This window comes from Marinobacterium sp. LSUCC0821 (genome assembly GCF_012848475.1).
In the GTDB taxonomy this organism is placed as follows: domain Bacteria; phylum Pseudomonadota; class Gammaproteobacteria; order Pseudomonadales; family Balneatricaceae; genus Marinobacterium_E.
Window position 1 is genome coordinate 1,522,965 of sequence record NZ_CP051666.1, and the last position, 22,111, is coordinate 1,545,075.

The 22,111-nt window shown below is 47.7% G+C and carries 35 protein-coding genes; 4 read left to right on the forward strand and 31 right to left on the reverse strand.

Annotated features, from left to right (window positions below; genetic code table 11):
• The 3 genes from HH196_RS07290 to HH196_RS07300 are packed head-to-tail and all read left to right on the forward strand — an operon-like array spanning nucleotide 1 to nucleotide 2,863.
• Nucleotides 1–1,032 (forward strand): TRAP transporter substrate-binding protein, encoded by a 1,032-nt coding sequence (locus tag HH196_RS07290; RefSeq protein ID WP_169451486.1) that lies wholly within the window; start codon nucleotides 1–3, stop codon nucleotides 1,030–1,032.
• Between the two features lie 56 nt (nucleotides 1,033–1,088).
• A complete protein-coding gene (locus HH196_RS07295; protein ID WP_169451487.1) occupies nucleotides 1,089–1,574 on the forward strand; it encodes a TRAP transporter small permease in 486 nt (161 codons plus the stop codon).
• On the forward strand, nucleotides 1,571–2,863 hold the full coding sequence (locus HH196_RS07300) for a TRAP transporter large permease (protein WP_169451488.1): 1,293 nt from the start codon (nucleotides 1,571–1,573) through the stop codon (nucleotides 2,861–2,863). Before HH196_RS07295 ends, HH196_RS07300 begins: the two co-directional genes overlap by 4 nt.
• 135 nt (nucleotides 2,864–2,998) lie before the next feature.
• Here HH196_RS07300 and rplQ read toward each other — a convergent pair whose 3' ends face one another.
• From rplQ to tuf, 29 genes are all read right to left on the reverse strand, one after another.
• Entirely contained in the window at nucleotides 2,999–3,385 is a 387-nt protein-coding gene (gene rplQ, locus HH196_RS07305; protein WP_169451489.1) for a 50S ribosomal protein L17, read from the reverse strand.
• A gap of 34 nt (nucleotides 3,386–3,419) precedes the next feature.
• Nucleotides 3,420–4,424: a DNA-directed RNA polymerase subunit alpha gene (rpoA, locus tag HH196_RS07310; protein ID WP_169451490.1), complete on the reverse strand. Its 1,005-nt coding sequence runs from the start codon at nucleotides 4,422–4,424 to the stop codon at nucleotides 3,420–3,422.
• Nucleotides 4,425–4,443: 19 nt separating this feature from the next.
• A complete protein-coding gene (rpsD, locus tag HH196_RS07315) occupies nucleotides 4,444–5,064 on the reverse strand; it encodes a 30S ribosomal protein S4 (RefSeq protein ID WP_169451491.1) in 621 nt (206 codons plus the stop codon).
• Between the two features lie 20 nt (nucleotides 5,065–5,084).
• Nucleotides 5,085–5,474, reverse strand: a complete 390-nt coding sequence (gene rpsK, locus HH196_RS07320) for a 30S ribosomal protein S11 (protein WP_169451492.1) — start codon at nucleotides 5,472–5,474, stop codon at nucleotides 5,085–5,087.
• A 19-nt stretch (nucleotides 5,475–5,493) separates the two neighbouring features.
• Nucleotides 5,494–5,850, reverse strand: a complete 357-nt coding sequence (gene rpsM, locus HH196_RS07325) for a 30S ribosomal protein S13 (RefSeq protein ID WP_169451493.1) — start codon at nucleotides 5,848–5,850, stop codon at nucleotides 5,494–5,496.
• A gap of 144 nt (nucleotides 5,851–5,994) precedes the next feature.
• Nucleotides 5,995–6,111 carry a 50S ribosomal protein L36 gene (gene rpmJ, locus HH196_RS07330; RefSeq protein ID WP_007021200.1) on the reverse strand — a complete coding sequence of 39 codons (117 nt, stop codon included), beginning with the start codon at nucleotides 6,109–6,111 and terminating at the stop codon, nucleotides 5,995–5,997.
• 16 nt (nucleotides 6,112–6,127) lie between these two features.
• Nucleotides 6,128–7,453, reverse strand: a complete 1,326-nt coding sequence (gene secY / locus HH196_RS07335; RefSeq protein WP_169451494.1) for a preprotein translocase subunit SecY — start codon at nucleotides 7,451–7,453, stop codon at nucleotides 6,128–6,130.
• Complete coding sequence (gene rplO / locus HH196_RS07340) at nucleotides 7,453–7,887, reverse strand: 50S ribosomal protein L15 (RefSeq protein ID WP_169451495.1); 435 nt, start codon at nucleotides 7,885–7,887, stop codon at nucleotides 7,453–7,455. The genes secY and rplO overlap by 1 nt, the downstream gene beginning before the upstream one ends.
• Before the next feature lie 14 nt (nucleotides 7,888–7,901).
• Nucleotides 7,902–8,084 (reverse strand): 50S ribosomal protein L30, encoded by a 183-nt coding sequence (rpmD, locus tag HH196_RS07345; protein ID WP_169451496.1) that lies wholly within the window; start codon nucleotides 8,082–8,084, stop codon nucleotides 7,902–7,904.
• Between the two features lie 3 nt (nucleotides 8,085–8,087).
• Entirely contained in the window at nucleotides 8,088–8,591 is a 504-nt protein-coding gene (gene rpsE / locus HH196_RS07350) for a 30S ribosomal protein S5 (protein WP_169451497.1), read from the reverse strand.
• An 11-nt stretch (nucleotides 8,592–8,602) separates the two neighbouring features.
• Nucleotides 8,603–8,953 (reverse strand): 50S ribosomal protein L18, encoded by a 351-nt coding sequence (rplR, locus tag HH196_RS07355; RefSeq protein ID WP_169451498.1) that lies wholly within the window; start codon nucleotides 8,951–8,953, stop codon nucleotides 8,603–8,605.
• A 9-nt stretch (nucleotides 8,954–8,962) separates the two neighbouring features.
• Nucleotides 8,963–9,496 (reverse strand): 50S ribosomal protein L6, encoded by a 534-nt coding sequence (gene rplF, locus HH196_RS07360; protein ID WP_169451499.1) that lies wholly within the window; start codon nucleotides 9,494–9,496, stop codon nucleotides 8,963–8,965.
• 12 nt (nucleotides 9,497–9,508) lie between these two features.
• Nucleotides 9,509–9,901 (reverse strand): 30S ribosomal protein S8, encoded by a 393-nt coding sequence (gene rpsH, locus HH196_RS07365; protein WP_169451500.1) that lies wholly within the window; start codon nucleotides 9,899–9,901, stop codon nucleotides 9,509–9,511.
• An 89-nt stretch (nucleotides 9,902–9,990) separates the two neighbouring features.
• On the reverse strand, nucleotides 9,991–10,296 hold the full coding sequence (rpsN, locus tag HH196_RS07370) for a 30S ribosomal protein S14 (RefSeq protein ID WP_169451501.1): 306 nt from the start codon (nucleotides 10,294–10,296) through the stop codon (nucleotides 9,991–9,993).
• Between the two features lie 14 nt (nucleotides 10,297–10,310).
• Nucleotides 10,311–10,850, reverse strand: a complete 540-nt coding sequence (gene rplE / locus HH196_RS07375; RefSeq protein WP_169451502.1) for a 50S ribosomal protein L5 — start codon at nucleotides 10,848–10,850, stop codon at nucleotides 10,311–10,313.
• Between the two features lie 14 nt (nucleotides 10,851–10,864).
• On the reverse strand, nucleotides 10,865–11,179 hold the full coding sequence (gene rplX, locus HH196_RS07380) for a 50S ribosomal protein L24 (RefSeq protein ID WP_169451503.1): 315 nt from the start codon (nucleotides 11,177–11,179) through the stop codon (nucleotides 10,865–10,867).
• Nucleotides 11,180–11,279: 100 nt separating this feature from the next.
• Nucleotides 11,280–11,648, reverse strand: a complete 369-nt coding sequence (gene rplN, locus HH196_RS07385; protein ID WP_169451504.1) for a 50S ribosomal protein L14 — start codon at nucleotides 11,646–11,648, stop codon at nucleotides 11,280–11,282.
• A gap of 85 nt (nucleotides 11,649–11,733) precedes the next feature.
• Nucleotides 11,734–11,997 (reverse strand): 30S ribosomal protein S17, encoded by a 264-nt coding sequence (rpsQ, locus tag HH196_RS07390; RefSeq protein WP_169451505.1) that lies wholly within the window; start codon nucleotides 11,995–11,997, stop codon nucleotides 11,734–11,736.
• Entirely contained in the window at nucleotides 11,994–12,188 is a 195-nt protein-coding gene (gene rpmC, locus HH196_RS07395) for a 50S ribosomal protein L29 (RefSeq protein ID WP_169451506.1), read from the reverse strand. Before rpmC ends, rpsQ begins: the two co-directional genes overlap by 4 nt.
• Nucleotides 12,188–12,601: a 50S ribosomal protein L16 gene (gene rplP, locus HH196_RS07400; protein WP_169451507.1), complete on the reverse strand. Its 414-nt coding sequence runs from the start codon at nucleotides 12,599–12,601 to the stop codon at nucleotides 12,188–12,190. Before rplP ends, rpmC begins: the two co-directional genes overlap by 1 nt.
• An 11-nt stretch (nucleotides 12,602–12,612) precedes the next feature.
• A complete protein-coding gene (rpsC, locus tag HH196_RS07405; RefSeq protein ID WP_169451508.1) occupies nucleotides 12,613–13,293 on the reverse strand; it encodes a 30S ribosomal protein S3 in 681 nt (226 codons plus the stop codon).
• A 25-nt stretch (nucleotides 13,294–13,318) separates the two neighbouring features.
• Nucleotides 13,319–13,648, reverse strand: a complete 330-nt coding sequence (gene rplV, locus HH196_RS07410) for a 50S ribosomal protein L22 (protein WP_169451509.1) — start codon at nucleotides 13,646–13,648, stop codon at nucleotides 13,319–13,321.
• 12 nt (nucleotides 13,649–13,660) lie between these two features.
• Nucleotides 13,661–13,936, reverse strand: a complete 276-nt coding sequence (rpsS, locus tag HH196_RS07415; RefSeq protein WP_169451510.1) for a 30S ribosomal protein S19 — start codon at nucleotides 13,934–13,936, stop codon at nucleotides 13,661–13,663.
• A gap of 12 nt (nucleotides 13,937–13,948) precedes the next feature.
• The gene (rplB, locus tag HH196_RS07420; RefSeq protein ID WP_169451511.1) at nucleotides 13,949–14,773 is read right to left on the reverse strand and encodes a 50S ribosomal protein L2; all 825 of its coding nucleotides are present in this window, start codon (nucleotides 14,771–14,773) and stop codon (nucleotides 13,949–13,951) included.
• A 14-nt stretch (nucleotides 14,774–14,787) separates the two neighbouring features.
• Nucleotides 14,788–15,087 (reverse strand): 50S ribosomal protein L23, encoded by a 300-nt coding sequence (rplW, locus tag HH196_RS07425; protein ID WP_169451512.1) that lies wholly within the window; start codon nucleotides 15,085–15,087, stop codon nucleotides 14,788–14,790.
• Nucleotides 15,084–15,689, reverse strand: coding sequence for a 50S ribosomal protein L4 (gene rplD / locus HH196_RS07430; protein WP_169451513.1), 606 nt, complete (start codon nucleotides 15,687–15,689; stop codon nucleotides 15,084–15,086). The genes rplW and rplD overlap by 4 nt, the downstream gene beginning before the upstream one ends.
• 11 nt (nucleotides 15,690–15,700) lie before the next feature.
• Nucleotides 15,701–16,339: a 50S ribosomal protein L3 gene (gene rplC / locus HH196_RS07435; protein WP_169451514.1), complete on the reverse strand. Its 639-nt coding sequence runs from the start codon at nucleotides 16,337–16,339 to the stop codon at nucleotides 15,701–15,703.
• A gap of 115 nt (nucleotides 16,340–16,454) precedes the next feature.
• Entirely contained in the window at nucleotides 16,455–16,766 is a 312-nt protein-coding gene (rpsJ, locus tag HH196_RS07440) for a 30S ribosomal protein S10 (protein WP_169451515.1), read from the reverse strand.
• A gap of 220 nt (nucleotides 16,767–16,986) precedes the next feature.
• The gene (gene tuf / locus HH196_RS07445; RefSeq protein ID WP_169451516.1) at nucleotides 16,987–18,210 is read right to left on the reverse strand and encodes an elongation factor Tu; all 1,224 of its coding nucleotides are present in this window, start codon (nucleotides 18,208–18,210) and stop codon (nucleotides 16,987–16,989) included.
• Between the two features lie 316 nt (nucleotides 18,211–18,526).
• Here tuf and fusA point away from each other — a divergent pair, with 316 nt between their 5' ends.
• Complete coding sequence (gene fusA / locus HH196_RS07450) at nucleotides 18,527–20,611, forward strand: elongation factor G (RefSeq protein WP_169451517.1); 2,085 nt, start codon at nucleotides 18,527–18,529, stop codon at nucleotides 20,609–20,611.
• An 88-nt stretch (nucleotides 20,612–20,699) separates the two neighbouring features.
• Here the strand turns inward: fusA and rfbD are convergent, their stop codons facing one another.
• Together rfbD and HH196_RS07460 are read right to left on the reverse strand one after the other, a co-directional pair.
• Nucleotides 20,700–21,650, reverse strand: a complete 951-nt coding sequence (rfbD, locus tag HH196_RS07455; protein ID WP_248276835.1) for a dTDP-4-dehydrorhamnose reductase — start codon at nucleotides 21,648–21,650, stop codon at nucleotides 20,700–20,702.
• 87 nt (nucleotides 21,651–21,737) lie between these two features.
• Nucleotides 21,738–22,055: a DUF1820 family protein gene (locus HH196_RS07460; protein WP_169451518.1), complete on the reverse strand. Its 318-nt coding sequence runs from the start codon at nucleotides 22,053–22,055 to the stop codon at nucleotides 21,738–21,740.
• Between the last annotated feature and the right edge of the window lie 56 nt (nucleotides 22,056–22,111).

Genomic DNA, 22,111 nt, shown 5'->3' on the forward strand with positions numbered 1-22,111 from the left:
ATGAACCTCTCAAACAAAATAGCAACGACCCTAACAGCTGCAACACTTGCTGCCTCAATCACGGCACAGGCACAAGCAGCGACACTAACCATGTCGAACTGGGTACCACCTGCACACTTTGTCAGCGGCATTCTGAAAGATTGGGCTGATGATGTTAAAGAAGCCACTGATGGTCGCGTTGAAATTCGCATCCTGCCTAAGGCAGTAGGTAGCCCGCCACAGCATTGGGAGCTTGCACGTAAAGGCGTAGCCGATATCACTTGGGGTAACTGGACATACGAACCAGAGCGTTTTAAAGCAGTATGGTTTGCGGAAGTTCCAGGTGTCGGTGATAGCGCAGAAGCGTCCTCTCTAGCTCTTTGGGATACCTATGAGAAGTACCTAGATAGCAACTCTGCTTTCGATGGTGTGAAAGTACTTGGCGTCGGTACTCTAGGCCCTGGTGTAATCAACCACGGCTCTAAAGCTATGGTGAACCCAAGCGACTTTGAGAACCAGAAGTTCCGCATGGGTGGCCCAATCCAGAAAGTACTGATTGAATCACTCGGTGCAATTCCTGTAGCAGCTCCAGGACCTAAAGCCTATGAGATGCTTAACAGCGGTGTAATCGACGGCTCTCTACACCCAATGGAGTCTGTAGTTAACTTCCGAGTTGATGGCGTACTGACAAACCACACTAAGATTCCTGGCGGTTTCTACGATGCAACCTTCTTCCTTGCTATGAATGAAGGCAAATTCAATAAGCTATCGGCTGCGGACCAAAAAGCAGTAATGGAAGTGTCTGGCGCTGCGTTCGCTCGCCTATGGGGAAGCACCTTCGATAGCCAAAGTGCAGCAGCTGAAGTGAAATTGCGCGCATCAAAGGACCATACGTTTAGTGAACCATCTAAGGAGCTATTGACGCTGATTAGCAACTCTCGAGAACAGTTACTATCTGACTGGGCAGCAGACGCAGTGAACTTCGGCATCAATAACCCAATGGAGATGGTAAAGTACCACCAGGACAGCTACCGCAAGCACGCGGCTAAGTAATTCTGAAAATACGGCTGCCCCTAAAAAGGCAGCCGTTGTCGTCTCTGGAGATAGTAATGAAATCCCTAATAGGCAAAGCATTCAAAGGTATAGAGATCATATTAATGCTCTCACTGTTTGCCATGGTTGCCCTAACCTTTGCAGATGTAATTGGGCGTCGATTCTTTGATGCACCAATTTACGGCGCACACGACCTTACTGAACACCTCATGGCCGTAATTGTATTTTCAGGCCTACCTTTACTCACATCAGCAAGAGGACACCTCTGCGTTGACCTTCTAGACCGCTGGTTACTCCAAGATTCGATGCGCTGGTGGCACCACCTTATCCAACTTCTACTAACCTGCGCACTTGCCCTAATTGGCTATCAGTTTGTGATTGCAGCAATGGACGCAAAAGAGATTATTGAAGTGAGCCACGAGCTGCTAATACCAAGAGAATATATGTACTACCTAATGGCAACTGGCGCCTTTGCTAGCGCCGCAACAAGTCTTATGCCGAAACGTACCCATGAGGCAATAAACACCGAGGAGGCACTATGACACTCGGACTAATCGCATTAGCACTTGTACTTGTTTTAGCATTCCTTCGCGTACCCCTAGCCTTTTCACTACTTACTGTTAGTTTCTTTGGTATCGCGTGGGATTATGGCTACTCCACCTCTATCACAATGCTGTCGATGACCATATCTGAGGCTGTCTTCTCATATGATCTTGCAGTCGTTCCACTATTTATTCTGATGGGTAACATTCTCTCTAAGACAGGCATTGCAGCAGACCTATTCAGAGCTGCTAACGCCTACCTTGGAAGAGTACGTGGCGGCCTAGCACTATCAACCATGGTGACTTGCGCGGGCTTCAGTGCAGTGTGTGGTTCAAGCCTTGCAACCGCAGCGACCATGTCGAAAGTGGCTTACCCTAGCATGAAGAAGTATGGCTACTCAGATTCTCTAGCCTCAGCATCTATTGCTGCGGGTGGCACGCTTGGCATCCTAATACCGCCATCAATTATATTGATGATCTATGGCATTTTGACGCAAACCAACATTGGTGAGCTATTTATTGCAGGCGTTGTACCTGGAATGCTAGGGGTGGGTTTATACCTTCTAGCCATCTATATCGTCGCTATATTTAAGCCAGAACACGCACCACGTGGAGAGGGTTCGACGATTCAAGAGAAGATTGCATCCCTGAAGGGCGTATGGCCATTCTTCATGCTATTTTTCCTGATCTTTGGAGGAATATACGCAAAATTCTTCACACCTACAGAAGCAGCTGGAATGGGAGCAGGCTTTGCCTTAATTATTTCCCTAGTTCAGCGTCGTATGAGTTGGAGCGCATTTAGACATATCTTTCTAGATTCAGCATTTACTTCAGTCATGCTCTACACCGTTCTGTTTGGTGCAATGCTATTTGCAAAACTGGTCTCATTCTCTGGTTTGGCAGAAGGGATTCTCGATGCAGTTCAATCTTCAGGCCTATCAAGTTATGAACTCATCGCAGCCATTATGTTGATCTTCTTATTATTAGGTTGTGTCATGGACTCGTTGGCGATCATACTTATCTGTGTACCGCTATTCGTCCCACTAGTGACTGCAAATGGTTTCGATCTCGTTTGGTTCGGTATAGTCGTTGTAGTTGTTACAGAGATAGCACTAATCACACCACCTATAGGTATGAATGTGTTTGTGTTGAAGGCAACTCTACCGAATGTAGCCTTCCAAGATATCTTCAAGGGCCTAATACCTTTCATTACTGTAGATCTATTGAGGCTAATCCTACTGATTGCCTTCCCATCGATCTCACTAACACTTGTGGGTATGATGAATTAATCAGCATTCACGAGCGCACAAGGGAGAAATCAGTTCTCCCTCTTTTTGTATATGCAGTTTGCATATCGATAAGAGTAAAAAATTTAGACAATAAAAAACCCGGCAATAGCCGGGTTTTTATATTTGATCTACTTCTTAGTCTTCAGAAGACTCAGAAGCCGCTGCAGGACGATCAACTAGTTCTACGTAAGCCATAGGTGCAGAGTCGCCAGAACGGAAACCACACTTAAGGATACGTACGTAACCACCTGGACGCTGTGAGTAGCGTGAACCCAGTTCGTTGAACAATTTACCTACTGCTGCGTCGCTACGTGTACGAGCAAATGCAAGACGACGGTTAGCAACAGAATCAGTTTTAGCCAGTGTGATCAGAGGCTCAACCACGCGACGTAGTTCTTTAGCTTTAGGCAAAGTCGTTTTGATCAACTCGTGTTCGATCAAAGAGACAGCCATGTTCTTGAACATCGCCTTACGGTGAGAGCTGTTACGATTCAACTGACGGCCAGATTTACGATGACGCATCTTCTATATCCTTTAAAACTTAGCTAAAGCCAGCTCAAGAAGCCGCTTTGTCTTCGCCTTTGAGACTAGCTGGTGGCCAGTTCTCTAGACGCATACCCAGTGACAGACCTTTAGACGCAAGAACGTCCTTGATCTCTGTGAGTGACTTTTTACCCAAGTTCGGAGTTTTTAACAGTTCAACTTCGGTGCGCTGGATAAGGTCACCGATGTAGTAGATCTGCTCAGCCTTCAAACAGTTTGCGGAACGTACAGTCAACTCAAGATCATCAACTGGGCGGAGAAGCACAGGATCGATCTCAGGTTCACTTGGTTCTGCCTTAGCCTGCTCGCTCGCATCTTCGAGATCAACAAATACTGCTAGCTGCTGCTGCAGAATTGTTGCTGCACGACGAATGCACTCTTCTGGATCGATTGTGCCGTTAGACTCAATATCGATTACCAGTTTATCGAGGTCAGTACGCTGCTCTACGCGCGCTGCTTCTACTGCGTAAGAAACGCGTAGGACAGGGCTGTAGCTCGCATCCAACATCAGGCGACCAATTGCACGTGTTTCATCGTCTTCGCTATTGCGTGCATCAGCAGGCACATAGCCACGACCACGAGTAACAGTCAGGCGCATGTTCAGACTGCTAGCACCAGTTAGGGTAGCAATCACGTGTTCCGGGTTTGCGATCTCAACATCTTGGTTAACCTGAATATCGGCAGCAGTAACTGCGCCAGGGCCAGATTTATTGATAGTCAGCACCGCTTCATCGTTGTTGTGCATAGTAACAGCAACACCTTTGAGGTTCAGAAGGATCTCAATGACATCTTCCTGAACACCCTCAATGGTGCTGTACTCATGCAGAACACCATCAATCTCAACTTCAGTGATGGCACAGCCAGGCATTGAAGAGAGAAGGATGCGGCGCAGCGCGTTACCCAAGGTATGACCGAAGCCACGCTCTAGAGGTTCCAAAGTAACCTTAGCGCGAGTCTTGCTGATCTCCTGTACGTCAATATGACGTGGGCTTAGAAACTCATTTACTGAACGCTGCATAGTTCCACCAGTTAATTAATTACTTAGAGTAGAGCTCAACAATCAACTGTTCGTTGATTTCTGAAGAAAGATCAGAGCGTTCTGGAATTGACTTGTAAGTACCTTCCATTTTCGCCGAATCAACTTCGATCCACTCTACTGGTGCACGCTGTGCAGCAAGTTCCAACGCCGCTTTAATGCGAAGCTGGTTCTTAGCTTTTTCACGTACTGCAACAACGTCGCCAGCATTCACTTGGAATGAAGCGATGTTTACTACCTGACCGTTCACAGTGATAGAACGGTGAGAAACGATCTGACGTGCTTCTGCACGTGTAGAACCGAAGCCCATGCGGTAAACAACGTTGTCTAGACGGCCTTCAAGAAGTTGCAGAAGGTTTACACCTGTTGCACCCTTGCGACGGTCTGCTTCTTTGTAGTAACCACGGAACTGCTTCTCTAGCACTCCGTAGATACGACGAACTTTCTGTTTTTCACGTAGCTGTAGACCGTAATCTGATAGACGACCGCGACGAGCGCCGTGTACACCAGGATTAGTCTCAGCCTTGCACTTACTGTCTAGAGCACGAACACCACTCTTAAGAAAGAGATCGGTGCCTTCGCGACGTGACAGTTTGCACTTAGGTCCAATATAACGAGCCATAATTACTTACCGTCTCCAGATTAAACGCGACGTTTCTTCGGTGGACGACATCCGTTGTGTGGGATAGGCGTCACATCGGTGATGTTTGTGATTTTGTAGCCACAAGCATTCAGTGCACGCACTGCAGACTCGCGACCAGGACCAGGGCCCTTCACAAACACGTCTAGGTTTTTCAAGCCGTACTCAAGTGCAGCTTGACCAGCACGTTCAGCAGCAACCTGTGCAGCGAACGGTGTGCTCTTACGAGAACCACGGAAGCCAGAGCCCCCTGAAGTAGCCCATGAAAGAGCATTACCCTGACGATCGGTAATGGTAATAATGGTGTTGTTAAAAGAGGCGTGGATGTGCGCTAGGCCATCAACTACCTGCTTTTTAACTTTTTTACGTGTGCGATTACTCGGCTTAGCCATAGTTCGTAATTCCTATCGCTTACTTACGGATCGGTTTACGTGGGCCCTTACGGGTACGCGCGTTTGTTTTAGAACGCTGACCGCGCACCGGCAAATGACGACGGTGACGGATACCACGGAAACAACCAAGATCCATAAGACGCTTGATACTCATGTTTACTTCACGACGAAGGTCACCTTCGACAGTAAACTTGGCAACTTCACCACGGACAGTCTCTAGGACTTCTTCTGACAGATCACCGATCTTTACAGATTCAGCGATGCCAGCAGCGGCACAGATCTGCTGAGCAGTAGTGCGGCCGACCCCAAAGATGTAGGTAAGTGAAATTACCGCATGCTTGTTGTCAGGAATATTGACGCCTGCAATACGGGCCATTCAATTTACTCCATAAGTTAAATATATACGCTTCCGGTCGAACCGGTACGAAATTCAATCAGTTCGTGGAAGGCGCGCAATGATACATGATGATTCGTTACAAATCAAATCACTGCGCTCTTCCGCCTCGTCACAGCTTAGGAATTAACCCTGACGCTGTTTATGACGAGGTTCAACCTTGCAGATCACGCGAACAGAACCGTTACGACGTACGATCTTGCAGTTACGGCAAATCTTTTTAACAGATGCACGTACTTTCATGATTCACCTCTTTGGCTTAACGCAGGAGACCCGCGCCGCCCTTAAGATTTGATTTCTTCATCAGGGACTCATACTGGTGTGACATTAGATGCGATTGCACCTGAGCCATGAAGTCCATTACCACAACTACAACGATAAGTAACGAAGTACCACCGAAGTAGAAAGGCACGTTCCAAGCAACAACCATCGCCTGCGGCATCAAAGATACTGCAGTGATGTACATAGCACCGAACAGAGTTAGGCGGCTAAGTACGCTGTCGATGTAACGAGCAGACTGTTCACCAGGACGAATACCAGGAATGAAGGCACCCGATTTCTTCAGGTTATCTGCAACTTCACGTGGATTAAACATAATCGCAGTATAGAAGTAGCAGAAGAAGATAATTGCAGCAGCAAACAACAGAATGTATAGCGGCTGACCAGGGCCAAGCGCCAATGCAACATCCTGAAGCCAACTCATTCCCTCAGACTGGCCAAACCATTGACCAAGTGATGCAGGGAACAGAAGGATAGAGCTTGCGAAAATAGGTGGGATAACACCCGCCATATTCACTTTAAGTGGCAAATGGCTAGTTTGTCCCGCATATACGCGGTTACCCTGCTGACGTTTCGCATAGTTAATTGTGATACGACGTTGTGCGCGTTCCATGAACACAACAAAACCAACTGTCGCAACAGCAATTACAGCGATCGCAAGCAGCGCCAGGATGTTTAAATCACCCTGACGAGCCGACTCAAAGGACTGACCGATTGCACCAGGAAGACCTGCCACAATGCCCGAGAAGATCAGAATAGAGATACCGTTACCGATACCACGTTCTGTGATCTGCTCACCAAGCCACATAAGGAATACAGCACCTGCAACAAGCGTAATAACAGCTACAAAGTAGAAGTTAAACGCAGTTGAGAATGCAACACCCTGGTTAGCTAGACCAACCGTCATACCCAAGCCCTGAACAGTAGCAAGTGCAACCGTTCCGTAGCGAGTGTACTGGTTAATCTTACGACGACCAGATTCACCCTCTTTCTTAAGCTGCTCAAGCTGCGGGCTAACTGCTGTCATCAACTGCATAATAATAGATGCAGAGATGTACGGCATGATACCCAGCGCAAGAATAGACATACGCTCAAGTGCACCACCAGAGAACATGTTGAACAGACTCAGGATAGTTCCCTGATTCTGATCAAACAGTGCTGCTAGGCGGTCTGGGTTGATCCCCGGTACCGGAATGTGTGCACCAATACGATACACAATGATCGCAATAGCGACGTAGCGAAGACGTGCCCAAAGCTCGCCTAAGCCACTACCCATTCCTGCTGGTACTTGTCCTTTTTTTGCCATTACGCTTCTACCTTACCACCGGCAGCTTCAATAGCAGCCTGAGCGCCTTTAGTCACTTTAAGACCTTTGACGGTTACTGCTTTGGTAATTTCACCAGACAGAATTACACGTGCAGAGGTGATCTCTTCACGAATAATGTCAGCCTGTTTTAGGGCTGCTAGGTCGACGATATCGACACCACAAGCCACTAGTTCGTTCAAACGAATCTCAGCAACATAACGTGCTTGACGAGACGTAAAACCAAACTTTGGCAGACGACGCTGGATAGGCATCTGACCGCCTTCAAAACCCGGGCGCACACTGCTACCTGAGCGAGATTTCAGACCTTTGTGACCACGGCCACCAGTCTTACCTAGTCCGGAGCCGATACCGCGACCAACACGTTTAGGAGCGTGTTTAGAACCGGCACCCGGGCGAAGAGTATTCAAACGCATGGGAGACTCCTCTATTAATCTTCTACACGAAGCATGTAGATGACTTTGTTAATCATGCCACGTACTGATGGAGTGTCTTCCAACTCTACAGAGTGGTTGATACGACGTAGACCTAGACCTGTAAGGGTCGCTTTGTGACCCGGAAGGATACCGATTGGACTACGAACCAGTGTTACTTTTACTGTTTTCTTAGCCATCGATTAGTTCCCCAGAATCTGGTCAACTGACATACCGCGCTTAGCAGCAACATCTTCAGGAGACGACATCTGCGATAGACCTTTAACAGTCGCACGCACAACGTTTACTGGATTAGTTGAGCCGTAGCACTTAGCCAATACGTTTTCTACACCTGCTAATTCAAGCACTGCACGCATCGCACCACCTGCGATAACACCAGTACCTTCAGAAGCTGGCTGCATGTATACAGTTGAAGCGCCGTGAGTTGCTTTAACTGGGTACTGCAAAGTATGAGCATTAAGAGAAACGCTCACCATGTTACGACGAGCTTGCTCCATCGCTTTCTGAATTGCGACAGGTACTTCACGTGCCTTGCCGCGACCAAAGCCTACTCGGCCTTTGCCATCGCCAACTACTGTAAGAGCTGTGAAGCTAAATATGCGACCACCCTTAACAACTTTGGCTACACGGTTAACTTGAACAAGCTTCTCTTGCAGTTCACCGTCTTTCTGTTCGTGATTTGCCATAATAGAGACCCTTAGAATTCCAGACCGCCTTCACGTGCAGCGTCTGCAAGAGCAGCCACACGACCGTGGTATTTAAAACCAGAGCGGTCAAACGCTACCTGGCTAACACCTGCTGCTTTAGCACGATCGGCAATAAGAGCACCAACCTTCTTAGCAGCTTCAACGTTACCAGTTGCGCCTTCACGCAGATCTTTTTCAACTGTAGAAGCAGAAGCTAGTACAGTGCTGCCATCAGCAGAGATCACTTGCGCATAGATATGACGCGGTGTGCGGTTAACGCACAGACGTACAGCACCCACTTCACGCATTTTAGAGCGTGAGCGACGAGCGCGACGTAAACGAGTTTCTTTGTTTGCGTTCATAACCCTACCTTACTTCTTCTTAGCTTCTTTACGGCGAACATATTCAGTAGAGTAGCGAACACCTTTACCTTTGTAAGGCTCTGGTGGACGGAATCCACGAATTTCTGCTGCCACCTGACCAAGAACCTGTTTATCAGCACCCGTAAGAACAACAGTTGTTACGTTTGGTACTTCCGCCTTGATACCTTCTGGCAGTGCGTACTCGATTGGGTGAGAGAAACCTAGGTTAAGGTTTAGAGTGCTACCAGCTACAGAAGCACGGTAACCGACACCAACAAGGGTCAACTCTTTCTTGAAGCCTTCGTTAACACCAGTAACCATGTTGTTTACTAGTGAACGAGTTGTTCCAGCTAGTGCAACTGACTGCTTCGCACCATCGCGAGCAGCGAACTGCAGCGCACCTTCAGCCTGTTCAACAGTAACTGATGGGTGGATTTCATGAGTCAACTGACCATTTTTGCCTTTAGCAGTGAGTGACTGACCAGAGATTGAAATCTCAACGCCAGCTGGCACAGTAACAGGCGCTTTAGCGATACGTGACATCGTAAATACCCCTTAGAATACTGTGCAGACTACTTCGCCACCAATACCAGCAGCGCGCGCTGCGCGATCGGTCATTACACCTTTGCTAGTAGAGATGATAGCGATACCAAGACCATCCGAAACTTTCGGAAGATCTGATGCAGATTTGTAGATACGTAGAGATGGCTTGCTTACGCGTTTGATCTCTTCGATTACTGGCTTGCCTTCGAAGTATTTAAGTTCGATAGACAGCACAGGCTTAACATCACCTTCAACTGCGAAGCCAGCGATGTAACCCTCTTCCTGCAGAACTTTAGCGATAGCTACTTTCTGCTTCGAAGATGGCATTGCAACTGCTGCTTTCTCAGCCATGTGACCGTTGCGGATGCGAGTGAACATATCCGCGAGCGTGTCTTGCATGCTCATGCTTTTTTCCTTCTCATGTGCAGCGCAGCGCGGTAGCCCCGCTTATGCGAGGCCCTGACCACTGCGCTTACCGTTGGACTAGCTGGTAATTACCAGCTAGCTTTCTTAAGACCCGGTACGTCGCCGCGCATTGCAGCTTCACGTAGTTTGATACGTGATAGACCGAACTTGCGGTAAACCGCATGTGGACGACCTGTCACCTGACAACGACGCTGTTTACGTACTGGGCTAGCATCACGTGGCAGTTTCTGCAACGCAACTTGTGCTTCCCAAGCTTCTTCTTCAGAAGAGTTTGGAGATACGATGATCGCCTTAAGCGCAGCACGTTTCTCAGCGTATTTAGCCGCCAATTTTTCGCGCTTAGCTTCGCGGTTCTTCATAGATACCTTAGCCATTATTCAACCCTTCCTTATGACTTGAACGGGAACTGCAGGGCAGCTAGTAGAGCACGACCTTCGTCGTTAGTCTTCGCAGTAGTCGTGATAGTAATATCAAGACCACGTAGAGCGTCTACTTTATCGTAGTCGATCTCTGGGAAGATAATCTGCTCTTTAACACCCATGCTGTAGTTACCACGACCATCAAATGACTTAGGGTTTAGACCACGGAAGTCACGAATACGTGGAATAGCAACGTCTACCAGACGGTCAAGGAACTCCCACATACGCTCGCCGCGTAGAGTTACCTTACAACCGATTGGCCAACCTTCACGAACTTTGAAGCCCGCTACAGATTTACGTGCTTTAGTAACAACAGGTTTCTGACCAGAAATCTGAGTCATCTCGCCTACAGCGTTTTCAAGAACTTTCTTGTCCGCTAGCGCTTCACCAACACCCATGTTAAGAGTGATTTTGGTGATACGTGGCACTGCCATTACGTTTGGTGAATTCAATTCTTCTTTTAGACTCAGTTTAACTTCTGAATCGTAAAGCGATTTTAATCTAGACATCTGTTCTACTCCTCTTATCCAACGAATTCGCCAGTTGATTTGTAGAAGCGAACTTTCGTGCCATCTTCAAGAGTCTTGAAGCCTACACGGTCGCCTTTACCAGTGGCAGCATTAAAAATAGCAACGTTAGAAGTAGCGATAGCCGCTTCCTTCTCGATGATGCCACCCGGCTGCTGCAGCATTGGGTTTGGCTTCTGGTGTTTTTTCACCATATTGATGCCAGACACGATCAAACGATCGTTTTCGAGTACACGCATAACTTTGCCGCGCTTACCCTTATCTTTGCCTGCGATTACGATGACTTCGTCGTCACGTTTAATCTTACGCATTTTAAATTACCTTACGTTTCCTACTACCTTCCTCATGCTCAAAAACGCCAAACTCTCGCGAGCTTGGCGTTTTCAAATAAAACTCTGTAAAAACAGGGTCTTATAGCACTTCAGGCGCCAGGGAAATGATCTTCATGAACTTCTCTGAGCGAAGCTCACGCGTTACTGGCCCGAAGATACGAGTTCCGATTGGAGCGTCGTTGTTGTTCAAAAGAACCGCTGAGTTAACATCAAAACGGATTAATGAACCATCTGGACGACGAACACCTTTACGGGTACGTACTACGACAGCCTTAAGTACCTGGCCTTTCTTAACTTTGCCACGAGGCGCCGCTTCTTTAACGGTAACCTTGATAACATCGCCAACATTAGCGTAACGACGGTGTGAACCGCCCAGGACCTTAATACACTGCACTCGCTTAGCACCGCTGTTATCAGCGACATCAAGCATCGTTTCAGTTTGAATCATGGTCTACTCCACAATCTCTTAATCTTCGTTCACCCTTCATTACAAACAGCGAACGAAGTGACTGGTGAATCAAAGGTGCAATAGTTTACACCTTCGCTCCACGTTCTTCAATGCGTACCAATGACCAAGTTTTAGTCTTGGACAAAGGGCGACTCTCTGCGATAGTCACAAGATCACCCATCTGGCATTCATTCTTTTCGTCATGTGCGTGCAACTTAGTTGAACGCTTAACGAATTTACCGTAGATAGGGTGCTTTTCCTTGCGCTCTACTAGCACAGTGATGGTTTTATCCATCTTGTCACTGATAACCTTACCGGTCACAGTACGTGTACGTTTTTCAGCACTCATTTAGTCACCTGCTTTTCGTTAAGTACAGTCTTAACGCGAGCAATGTCGCGACGAACCTGACCCAACATGTGAGTCTGTGCCAACTGGCCAGTAGCTTTCTGCATACGCAGGTTAAACTGGTCCTTGAGAAGAGACAGCAGAGACTGCTGCAACTCTTCTACGGACTTATCACGTAGTTCAGTAGCTTTCATTACATCACCGTCCGCTTAACAACAGTTGTATTCAAAGGAAGCTTAGCAGCCGCTAGGTTGAATGCTTCTTTTGCAAGATCTTCAGGCACACCTGACATCTCGAAAAGAACCTTACCTGGCTGAATCTGAGCAACCCAGTACTCAACGCTACCTTTACCTTTACCCATACGCACTTCTAGTGGCTTGCCAGTAATCGGCTTATCTGGGAACACACGGATCCAGATTTTACCACCACGTTTAACGTGACGAGTCATGGTACGACGAGCCGCTTCGATCTGACGTGCAGTGATGCGACCGCGCTCAGTAGCTTTAAGAGCGAATTCGCCGAAGCTTACGCTGCTGCCGCGCTGAGCAAGACCGCGGTTACGGCCTTTAAATACCTTACGGAATTTTAGACGCTTTGGTTGTAACATTGACGTCTACCTCACTTAGCCTTCTTCGCAGGCGCTTTCTTCTCAGCACGCACCTGTTCGATGCCGCCAAGGATTTCGCCTTTGAAGATCCACGTTTTGATACCGATCACACCGTAGGTGGTGTGAGCTTCGTAGGTCGCGTAGTCGATATCAGCACGCAGAGTGTGTAGAGGCACACGGCCTTCACGGTACCACTCAGTACGCGCGATCTCAGCACCACCTAGACGGCCTGCAAGAGAGATCTTGATACCTTTCGCGCCAGCACGCATGGTGTTCTGTACAGCGCGCTTCATAGCGCGACGGAACATAACACGACGCTCAAGCTGACCCGCAATGTTCTGCGCAACTAGTTTCGCATCCAAATCTGGCTTACGAATCTCTTCGATGTTTAGCTGTACAGGTACACCCATCATCTTAGAACAAGTTGAACGAAGAACTTCTACGTCTTCACCTTTCTTACCAATCACGATACCTGGACGGGCAGTGTGGATGGTGATCTTAGCATTCTGTGCAGGACGCTCGATTTCGATGCGGCTTACAGATGCTTTTTCTAGCTGCTTCTCAAGGTACTTACGTACTTCAAGATCGTTTAGCAGTTTTTTCGCGTAATCGGCTTTGTCCGCATACCACACAGAAGTGTGATCTTTAACGACACCAAGTCGAATACCGGTTGGGTTAACCTTTTGACCCATGATTAAATCTCCTAGTACTCAGCTCTTAGTCTGCGACCTTAACCGTGATATGGCACGAGCGTTTCAAAATACGATCAGCTCGACCCTTAGCACGCGGACGAATACGTTTCATGGTCATGCCTTCATCAACGAAAACAGTCGCAACGCGAAGTTCGTCAATGTCAGCGCCTTCATTGTGCTCTGCGTTTGCGATAGCAGACTCAAGCACTTTCTTAACTAGGTGCGCACCTTTTTTAGTGCTGAACGCAAGAATGTTCAGAGCTTCACCGACAGATTTGCCACGGATCTGGTCAGCAACCAGACGAGCTTTCTGTGCAGAGATGCGGGCGCCGTTATGCTTTGCAATAGCTTCCATCATCAACTCCTATTACTTCTTAGCCTTCTTATCTGCAACGTGACCCTTGAAAGTACGAGTCAGTGCAAATTCACCCAGCTTATGACCTACCATTTCCTCAGTAACGAATACTGGGACATGCTGGCGGCCGTTGTGTACTGCAATAGTCAATCCAACAAAGTTTGGAAAGATTGTAGAGCGACGAGACCAAGTCTTAATAGGCTTGCGGTCACCGCCCTCAATTGCAGCTTCTACCTTTTTCAACAAGTGAAGGTCGATAAATGGACCTTTCTTCAATGAACGTGGCACAGCTGTATCCTCTTACTTACGACGATCACGTACGATAAGCTTATCAGTACGCTTGTTCTTACGAGTTTTGTAGCCCTTAGTCGGTACGCCCCATGGAGTCACAGGATGACGACCACCAGAAGTACGACCTTCACCACCGCCGTGTGGGTGATCAACAGGGTTCATTACCACACCGCGAACGGTAGGACGAACACCGCGCCAGCGCGTAGCACCAGCTTTACCCAATACACGAAGGCTATGCTCGCCGTTGCCCACTTCACCAAGAGTTGCACGACATTCAGACAATACTTTGCGCATTTCGCCAGAACGTAGACGTATAGTCGCGTACTGACCTTCACGAGCAACTAGCTGAACCGCAGCACCTGCTGAACGACCAAGCTGAGCACCTTTACCAGGCTTCAATTCGATACAGTGAATAGTTGAACCAACAGGCATGTTGCGCAGCGGCATACAGTTACCTGGTTTGATATCAACCTGCTCACCAGACATGATTGCCGCACCCGCTTCAACGCCTTTTGGAGCGATGATGTAACGACGCTCACCGTCTGCATATTTAAGCAGTGCAATGTGCGCTGAGCGGTTTGGATCGTATTCCAGACGCTCTACAACAGCTGGGATACCATCTTTATTACGACGGAAATCGATAACACGGTAAGCCTGCTTGTGACCGCCGCCAACGTGACGAGTCGTGATACGACCGTTGTTGTTACGACCACCAGACTTAGATTTCTTTTCGACCAAAGCTGCGAAAGGTTTGCCTTTGTGAAGCTCAACACCTTTAACAGTTACGACGTGACGACGCCCTGGGGAAGTCGGTTTTGCTTTAACAGTAGCCATTACTCATCCCTCCCTTATTCGCCAGCAGCCAGAAAATCAATTTCTGAGCCTTCAGCTAGACGAACGTACGCTTTACGTACATCGTTACGTTTACCTAGACCACGTTGAGTACGCTTAGTCTTACCTTTAGCGTTCAGAACGTTTACAGCTGCAACCTTAACGTTGAAAAGCTGCTCTACAGCAGTCTTGATCTCAGGTTTAGTTGCATCGCTAGATACACGGAAAACAACCTGCTGAGAATCTTCAGCTACGATTGTAGCTTTCTCAGAGATGTGCGGTCCTAGCAACACTTTGTATACGCGTTCCTGGTTCATGCGAACACCTCCTCGATCTTCTTCAGAGCAGGGACAGTCACAACAACTTTGTCAAAGCCGATCAAGCTAACTGGATCAATTGCAGCGGCATCGCGCACATCTACATGTGGCACGTTTCGTGCAGCAAGGTACAGGTTAAGATCAACTTCTTCTGTCACTACCAGAGCATTGCTCAGGTCGAACTCTTTCATTTTCGCTAGGAACTGCTTAGTTTTTGGAGACTCCACAGAGAAGTTCTCAACAACAACTAGACGCTCCTGACGTACAAGCTCAGACAAGATAGAACGCATCGCAGCGCGGTACATCTTCTTGTTAACTTTCTGATCGTAGTTACGTGGCTTAGCAGCGAACGTAACACCACCAGTGCGCCAGATTGGAGAACGAGTAGTACCCTGACGAGCACGACCTGTACCTTTCTGACGGAATGGCTTAGCACCACCACCAGCTACTTCTGAGCGTGTTTTCTGAGCTTTAGTACCCTGACGGCCGCCTGCCATGTAAGCAGTAACAACCTGGTGCACTAGAGCTTCGTTAAACTCTTTACCAAACGCAGTATCGGCAACTTCTACCGAACCTTTGGCGCCAGTCAGATTTAAATTCATATCAATCTCCCTTAGCCGCGCGCTTTAACTGCTGGTTTAACGATAACATCGCCACCAGGAGCACCAGGAACAGCACCCTTGATGAGAAGCAAACCGCGCTCAGCGTCTACACGTACAACCTCAAGGCTTTGTGTAGTTTGACGCTCAGCACCCATGTGCCCTGCCATCTTTTTACCTTTAAAAACGCGACCCGGTGTTTGACACTGGCCGATTGAACCCGGAGCACGGTGAGATAGTGAGTTACCGTGAGTCGCATCCTGAGTAGCGAAGTTCCAGCGCTTAACGCCACCCTGGAAACCCTTACCTTTAGTTTGACCTGTAACGTCTACTTTCTGACCAGCTTGGAAGCGCTCAACTGTTAGTGAATCACCAACGTTGATTTCCTCATCACCATTCGCGCGAAACTCCCACAAACCTGCACCTGCTTCAACGCCTGCTTTAGCAAAGTGACCTGCTTCTGGCTTAGAAAGACGATTTGCTTTCTTAGCACCAGTAGTCACCTGCACAGCTGCGTAACCGTCTGTATCAACGGTCTTCACACAAGTCACGCGGTTCGGTTCCACCTCGATGACGGTGACTGGCACGGATACGCCGTCTTCAGTGAAGACACGGGTCATGCCCGCTTTACGTCCGATTAGTCCTAATGACATTTTAATTACCTCTTGCCAGTTGTGTACGGGGCTGTTACCCACTACGGCTACCCTTTACAGGGATATTCCACAAATAGCGCTTCATTAATAAAAATTAATATATTAGCGCGTGCTATTAGCCTAGGCTGATCTGCACTTCTACACCCGCTGCGAGATCTAGTTTCATTAGAGCATCAACAGTTTTTTCTGTTGGCTCAACGATATCTAGAACACGCTTGTGCGTACGAATTTCGTACTGATCACGCGCGTCTTTGTTGACGTGCGGAGAGATCAGAACGGTGTAACGCTCTTTGCGAGTAGGAAGTGGGATCGGACCACGGACCTGAGCACCAGTTCGCTTAGCGGTTTCAACGATCTCCTGAGCCGAAGTATCGATCAGACGATGGTCAAAAGCTTTCAGACGAATTCTGATTTTTTGGTTCTGCATTTTGATCACGCATTTCCTAAAAAATTAAACAAACGGCAATAGCCGACCTCCCCTCAAATGAAGGGACGCAAATTCTACTTGAATTTAAACCGGTAGGTCAACTACAGATTTAGTTTTAGGCATACCCTGAAATTTGCTCCTGCAATTTCAGGATACCGCCCATCCCTGGACATAAAAAAACCCGCTCGAGAGCGGGTTTTCTTTAGAAGATTATCAGCAATTAAGCGATGATCTTAGATACAACGCCAGCGCCAACAGTACGGCCACCTTCGCGAACTGCGAAACGTAGACCTTCGTCCATTGCGATTGGGTTGATTAGCGTAACATTCATCTTGATGTTATCACCTGGCATTACCATTTCTACACCTTCTGGAAGCTCTACAGCACCAGTGATGTCAGTAGTACGGAAGTAGAACTGTGGACGGTAACCTTTGAAGAATGGAGTGTGACGACCACCTTCATCTTTGCTTAGTACGTATACTTCGCCTTCGAACTGAGTGTGAGGCTTAGTAGTGCCTGGCTTACAAAGAACCTGACCGCGCTCAACGTCATCACGCTTAGTACCACGTAGAAGAACACCACAGTTCTCACCAGCACGGCCTTCGTCAAGAAGTTTACGGAACATCTCAACACCAGTACAAGTAGATTTCTGAGTATCACGGATACCAACGATTTCGATCTCGTCGCCCACTTTAAGGATACCGCGCTCGATACGACCAGTTACTACAGTACCACGACCAGAGATCGAGAATACGTCCTCGATTGGCATTAGGAATGCCTGGTCAACTAGACGAACTGGCTCTGGGATGTAAGTATCTAGAGCTTCAACAAGAGCTTTAACAGCTGAAGTACCAAGACCGTCTGCATCTTCACCGTTAAGTGCCATTAGAGCAGAACCAGCGATGATTGGAGTGTCATCACCTGGGAAGTCGTAAGTGTCTAGAAGCTCAGTGATTTCCATCTTAACTAGCTCTAGCATCTCTTCATATTCTTCAGTACCAACGCCGCCACAGTCTTCAGCAAGAAGGTCAGCTTTGTTTAGGAATACAACGATGTAAGGTACACCTACCTGACGTGAAAGAAGGATGTGCTCACGAGTCTGTGGCATAGGACCGTCAGTCGCACCACAAACAAGGATAGCGCCGTCCATCTGAGCAGCACCAGTGATCATGTTCTTAACGTAGTCGGCGTGTCCTGGACAGTCAACGTGCGCGTAGTGACGAATGTTAGAATCGTACTCTACGTGAGAAGTGTTGATTGTGATACCGCGCTCACGCTCTTCTGGAGCTTTGTCGATACCGTCGAATGCTACAGCTGTACCACCGAATACTTCTGCACATACACGAGTAAGTGCTGCAGTAAGAGTTGTTTTACCGTGGTCAACGTGGCCGATAGTACCAACGTTAACGTGCGGCTTGTTACGTTCAAATGCTTGCTTAGCCACGAGCTTAATTCCTGTATTTGATTAAAAAAGAAGACTGCCAATCAAAGTTAGCAATCCTTCTGGGCGCGAAATTTTAACGCTATCGACTTTAGAGTCAAGTAATACCGTATTTTTTTCTTCGCTATTTTCGATTTCTTAACAACTGTCAGATTTATATAAGCGGTAAATGAATATACATATATATGTCACACATTCTGATTACATTTCGATCAACCCTTCCATACAAAAGTATAGGAGCGTATAATCTCGCGACTTTTTCCAAGGAATAGGCGAATTATTCGCTGGTTCTGTAACGTTCATGAATTCGAGTGAGACCATGACTGATCTAAGTAAATACCGCAACATAGGCATCTTCGCTCACGTAGATGCGGGTAAAACCACAACTACCGAGCGTATCCTGAAACTTACAGGTAAGATCCACAAAACAGGTGAAGTACACGAAGGTGCTGCTACTACCGACTTCATGGAACAGGAGCAGGAGCGTGGTATCACCATCCAGTCTGCAGCAACGACCTGTTTCTGGAAAGACCACCGTTTCAACATCATCGACACTCCTGGACACGTTGACTTCACTGTAGAAGTTTACCGTTCACTTAAAGTACTCGACGGCGGTGTCGGCGTATTCTGTGGTTCTGGCGGTGTAGAGCCTCAGTCAGAAACTAACTGGCGCTACGCAAACGAGTCTGAAGTTGCTCGTGTAATTTTCGTCAACAAACTAGACCGTCTTGGCGCTGACTTCTACCGCGTTGTCGGCCAGATCAAGAAAGTTCTTGGCGCTAACCCACTGATCATGACTCTACCAATCGGTACTGAAGAGAACTTCGTGGGTGTTGTAGACGTTCTAACTAAGAAAGCTTACGTATGGGATGACTCAGGTCTTCCTGAAAACTACGAAATTACAGATGTCCCAGCGGACATGGTTGACGACGTAGAGATGTACCACGAGCAGCTAATCGAAACAGCTGTTGAGCAGGACGACGACCTAATGATGGCTTACATGGAAGGTGAGATGCCATCTATCGAAGACATCAAACGTTGTATCCGCAAAGGTACTATCGCTCTAGACTTCTTCCCAACATTCTGTGGTTCTGCATTCAAGAACAAGGGTGTACAGCTTGTACTAGACGGTGTTGTAGATTACCTACCAAGCCCAACAGAAGTTGATCCACAGGATCTTACTGACGAAGAAGGCAACCCAACTGGCGGCAAAGCGATCGTATCTGCTGATGAGCCACTACGCGCTCTTGCATTCAAGATCATGGATGACCGCTTCGGTGCACTAACATTCGTACGTATCTACTCAGGTGTATTGAACAAGGGTGACACCATCCTTAACTCTGCAACTGGCAAAACTGAGCGTATCGGCCGCATGGTTGAGATGCACGCTAACGAACGTAACGAAATTTCATCAGCACAGGCTGGTGACATCATTGCAATCGTTGGTATGAAAAACGTTCAGACTGGCCACACGCTTTGTGACCAGAAACACGAATGTACACTTGAAGCGATGGTATTCCCTGAGCCAGTAATCTCTATCGCCGTTGCTCCTAAGGACAAAGGCGGTTCTGAGAAGATGGGTATCGCTATCGGTAAGATGGTTGCAGAAGACCCATCATTCCGCGTTGAAACTGACGAAGATTCAGGCGAAACCATCCTTAAAGGTATGGGTGAGCTTCACCTAGACGTTAAAGTTGACATCCTTAAGCGTACCTACGGCGTTGAACTTATCGTTGGTAAACCACAGGTTGCTTACCGTGAGTCGATCACAACTAAGGTTGAAGATAGCTACACGCACAAGAAACAGTCTGGTGGTTCAGGTCAGTACGGTAAGATCGACTACCGCATGATGCCAGGTGAGCCAGGTTCTGGTTTCACTTTCACTTCTACAGTTGTCGGCGGTAACGTTCCTAAGGAATTCTGGCCTGCAGTTGAGAAAGGCTTCGAATCAATGATGAAAGAAGGTACTGTTGCAGGCTACCCAGTAGTTGACGTAGCAGTTGAACTATTCGACGGTGGCTACCACGCAGTCGACTCATCAGCTATCGCGTTCGAAATCGCAGCGAAAGGCGCATTCCGTCAGTCAATGCCTAAAGCGAACCCACAGCTTCTTGAGCCTGTAATGAAAGTTGACGTGTTCACTCCAGAAGATCACGTAGGTGACGTAATCGGTGACCTTAACCGTCGTCGCGGCATGATCAAAGACCAGGAAGCTGGTGTAACTGGCGTACGCATCAAAGCTGACGTACCACTATCAGAGATGTTCGGTTACATCGGACACCTACGTACTATGACTTCTGGTCGTGGTCAGTTCTCTATGGAGTTCAGCCACTACTCACAGTGTCCATCTAACGTAGCTGAGACTGTAGTAGCAGAAGCGAAAGCACGTAAAGAAGCTAAGTAAGATAGCTTCCAACAAAAAACCCCAGCATCTTCGGATCCTGGGGTTTTTTATTACCTAAATAGAGCAAAAATTTTAATAGAGATAGATCTTATGAACCCAGCGCTTCGGCACGCGTCTCTGTTGTAGGCTGCACCACCTTACTACCATCTTGACCATAGAGCTCACGCACCAAACGCTGCAGGTCCACTCGCCAAGGCCGCTGACGTACCCCAAAGGTGTTCAATATCTTTTTACAGGTCAAAACAGAGGAAGTTGGACGTTCAACCCCCTCCTCCTGTGCACCTGGTATAGGCACAATATTTCTAACCGCTAACTCTTCATATTGGCTAGCAGCCGCAATGATCGCCTCAAGGAACCGGTAGCGAGTGGTAATTTCAGCACCCGAGTAGTGGTAGGTACCCCAAGCTTCAGCACCCTCTTCAATCTGCTCCATAATGGCCAGTATTACACGAGCAACATCATGCGCGGCCGTAGGACAACCACGACGATCATCAACTGCACGCAGTGTCTTATGCTCACGCGCTTGATCGAGCATCTTTGTGAGGTAGTTCACACCGGTCTCACTAAAGACCCAACTGACGCGAAGTATAATGTGCTTAGCATGCGCTTCACGTACATGCTGTTCACCCTGCAACTTAGATTGACCAAAAATACCAAGCGGGGCTGGCTCATCATCCTCTTTATAGCCACTCTCATAGTGACCATCAAAGATATAGTCTGACGATATATGGATTAACGGAATACTGAGGTCATGACAAGCTTGCGCCAGACAGCGCGGACCTTCAGCATTAACAGCAAAAGCGCGATGAGGATGCGCCTCAGCAGCATCCACCTGATTAAAGCCCGCACCATTAAGGACGTAGTGCGGTAATTCGGAAGCGAGCTTAGCAGTCACCTGCTCCAGATTGGTGACGTCAAAGTTGCGGTGCGTAACGGCGACCAACTCTATTTGATCAATCTTGTTCGCAATGCGGCAGAAGGCACGACCAATTTGGCCTTCAGAGCCTGTCACCAAGATCTTTATCTTATCGCCGTACACCAGACACTCGCATCACTTAACAATTGGGATAGCTTAAGTGTACGAAACAGGGGTTCTTGGGGGCAATAGGCAATTAATCCCTAAGTGCTACTTTTTGGGCGGAATTACCGGAAAGGCGGTAACCGTACCTTCAGCATCACTAATACGTACCTTGCCGCGCTTCTCAACCTCATCTATCTGAATAATCGCCTGCATAGGTACAAAAGACCGTTTCACACCTTCAAATTCTGAACGTAAACGATCTTCGGCCGGGTCTATTAGCATCTCCGTATGACTACCAAATACAAACCCCTCCAGCACAACAAAGCCCCAGAGATCTGCGCTGTAGACCTGCTCAACAAAAAGCTCATAAACCTTATCTTTATTCACATAGACAACTCGATAGAGTCGTTTCTCTTTTGCCATAAACACCTCTTAACAACTATTCATGCTCAATGGGGGCGTCGTCGCTAAAAACAAGT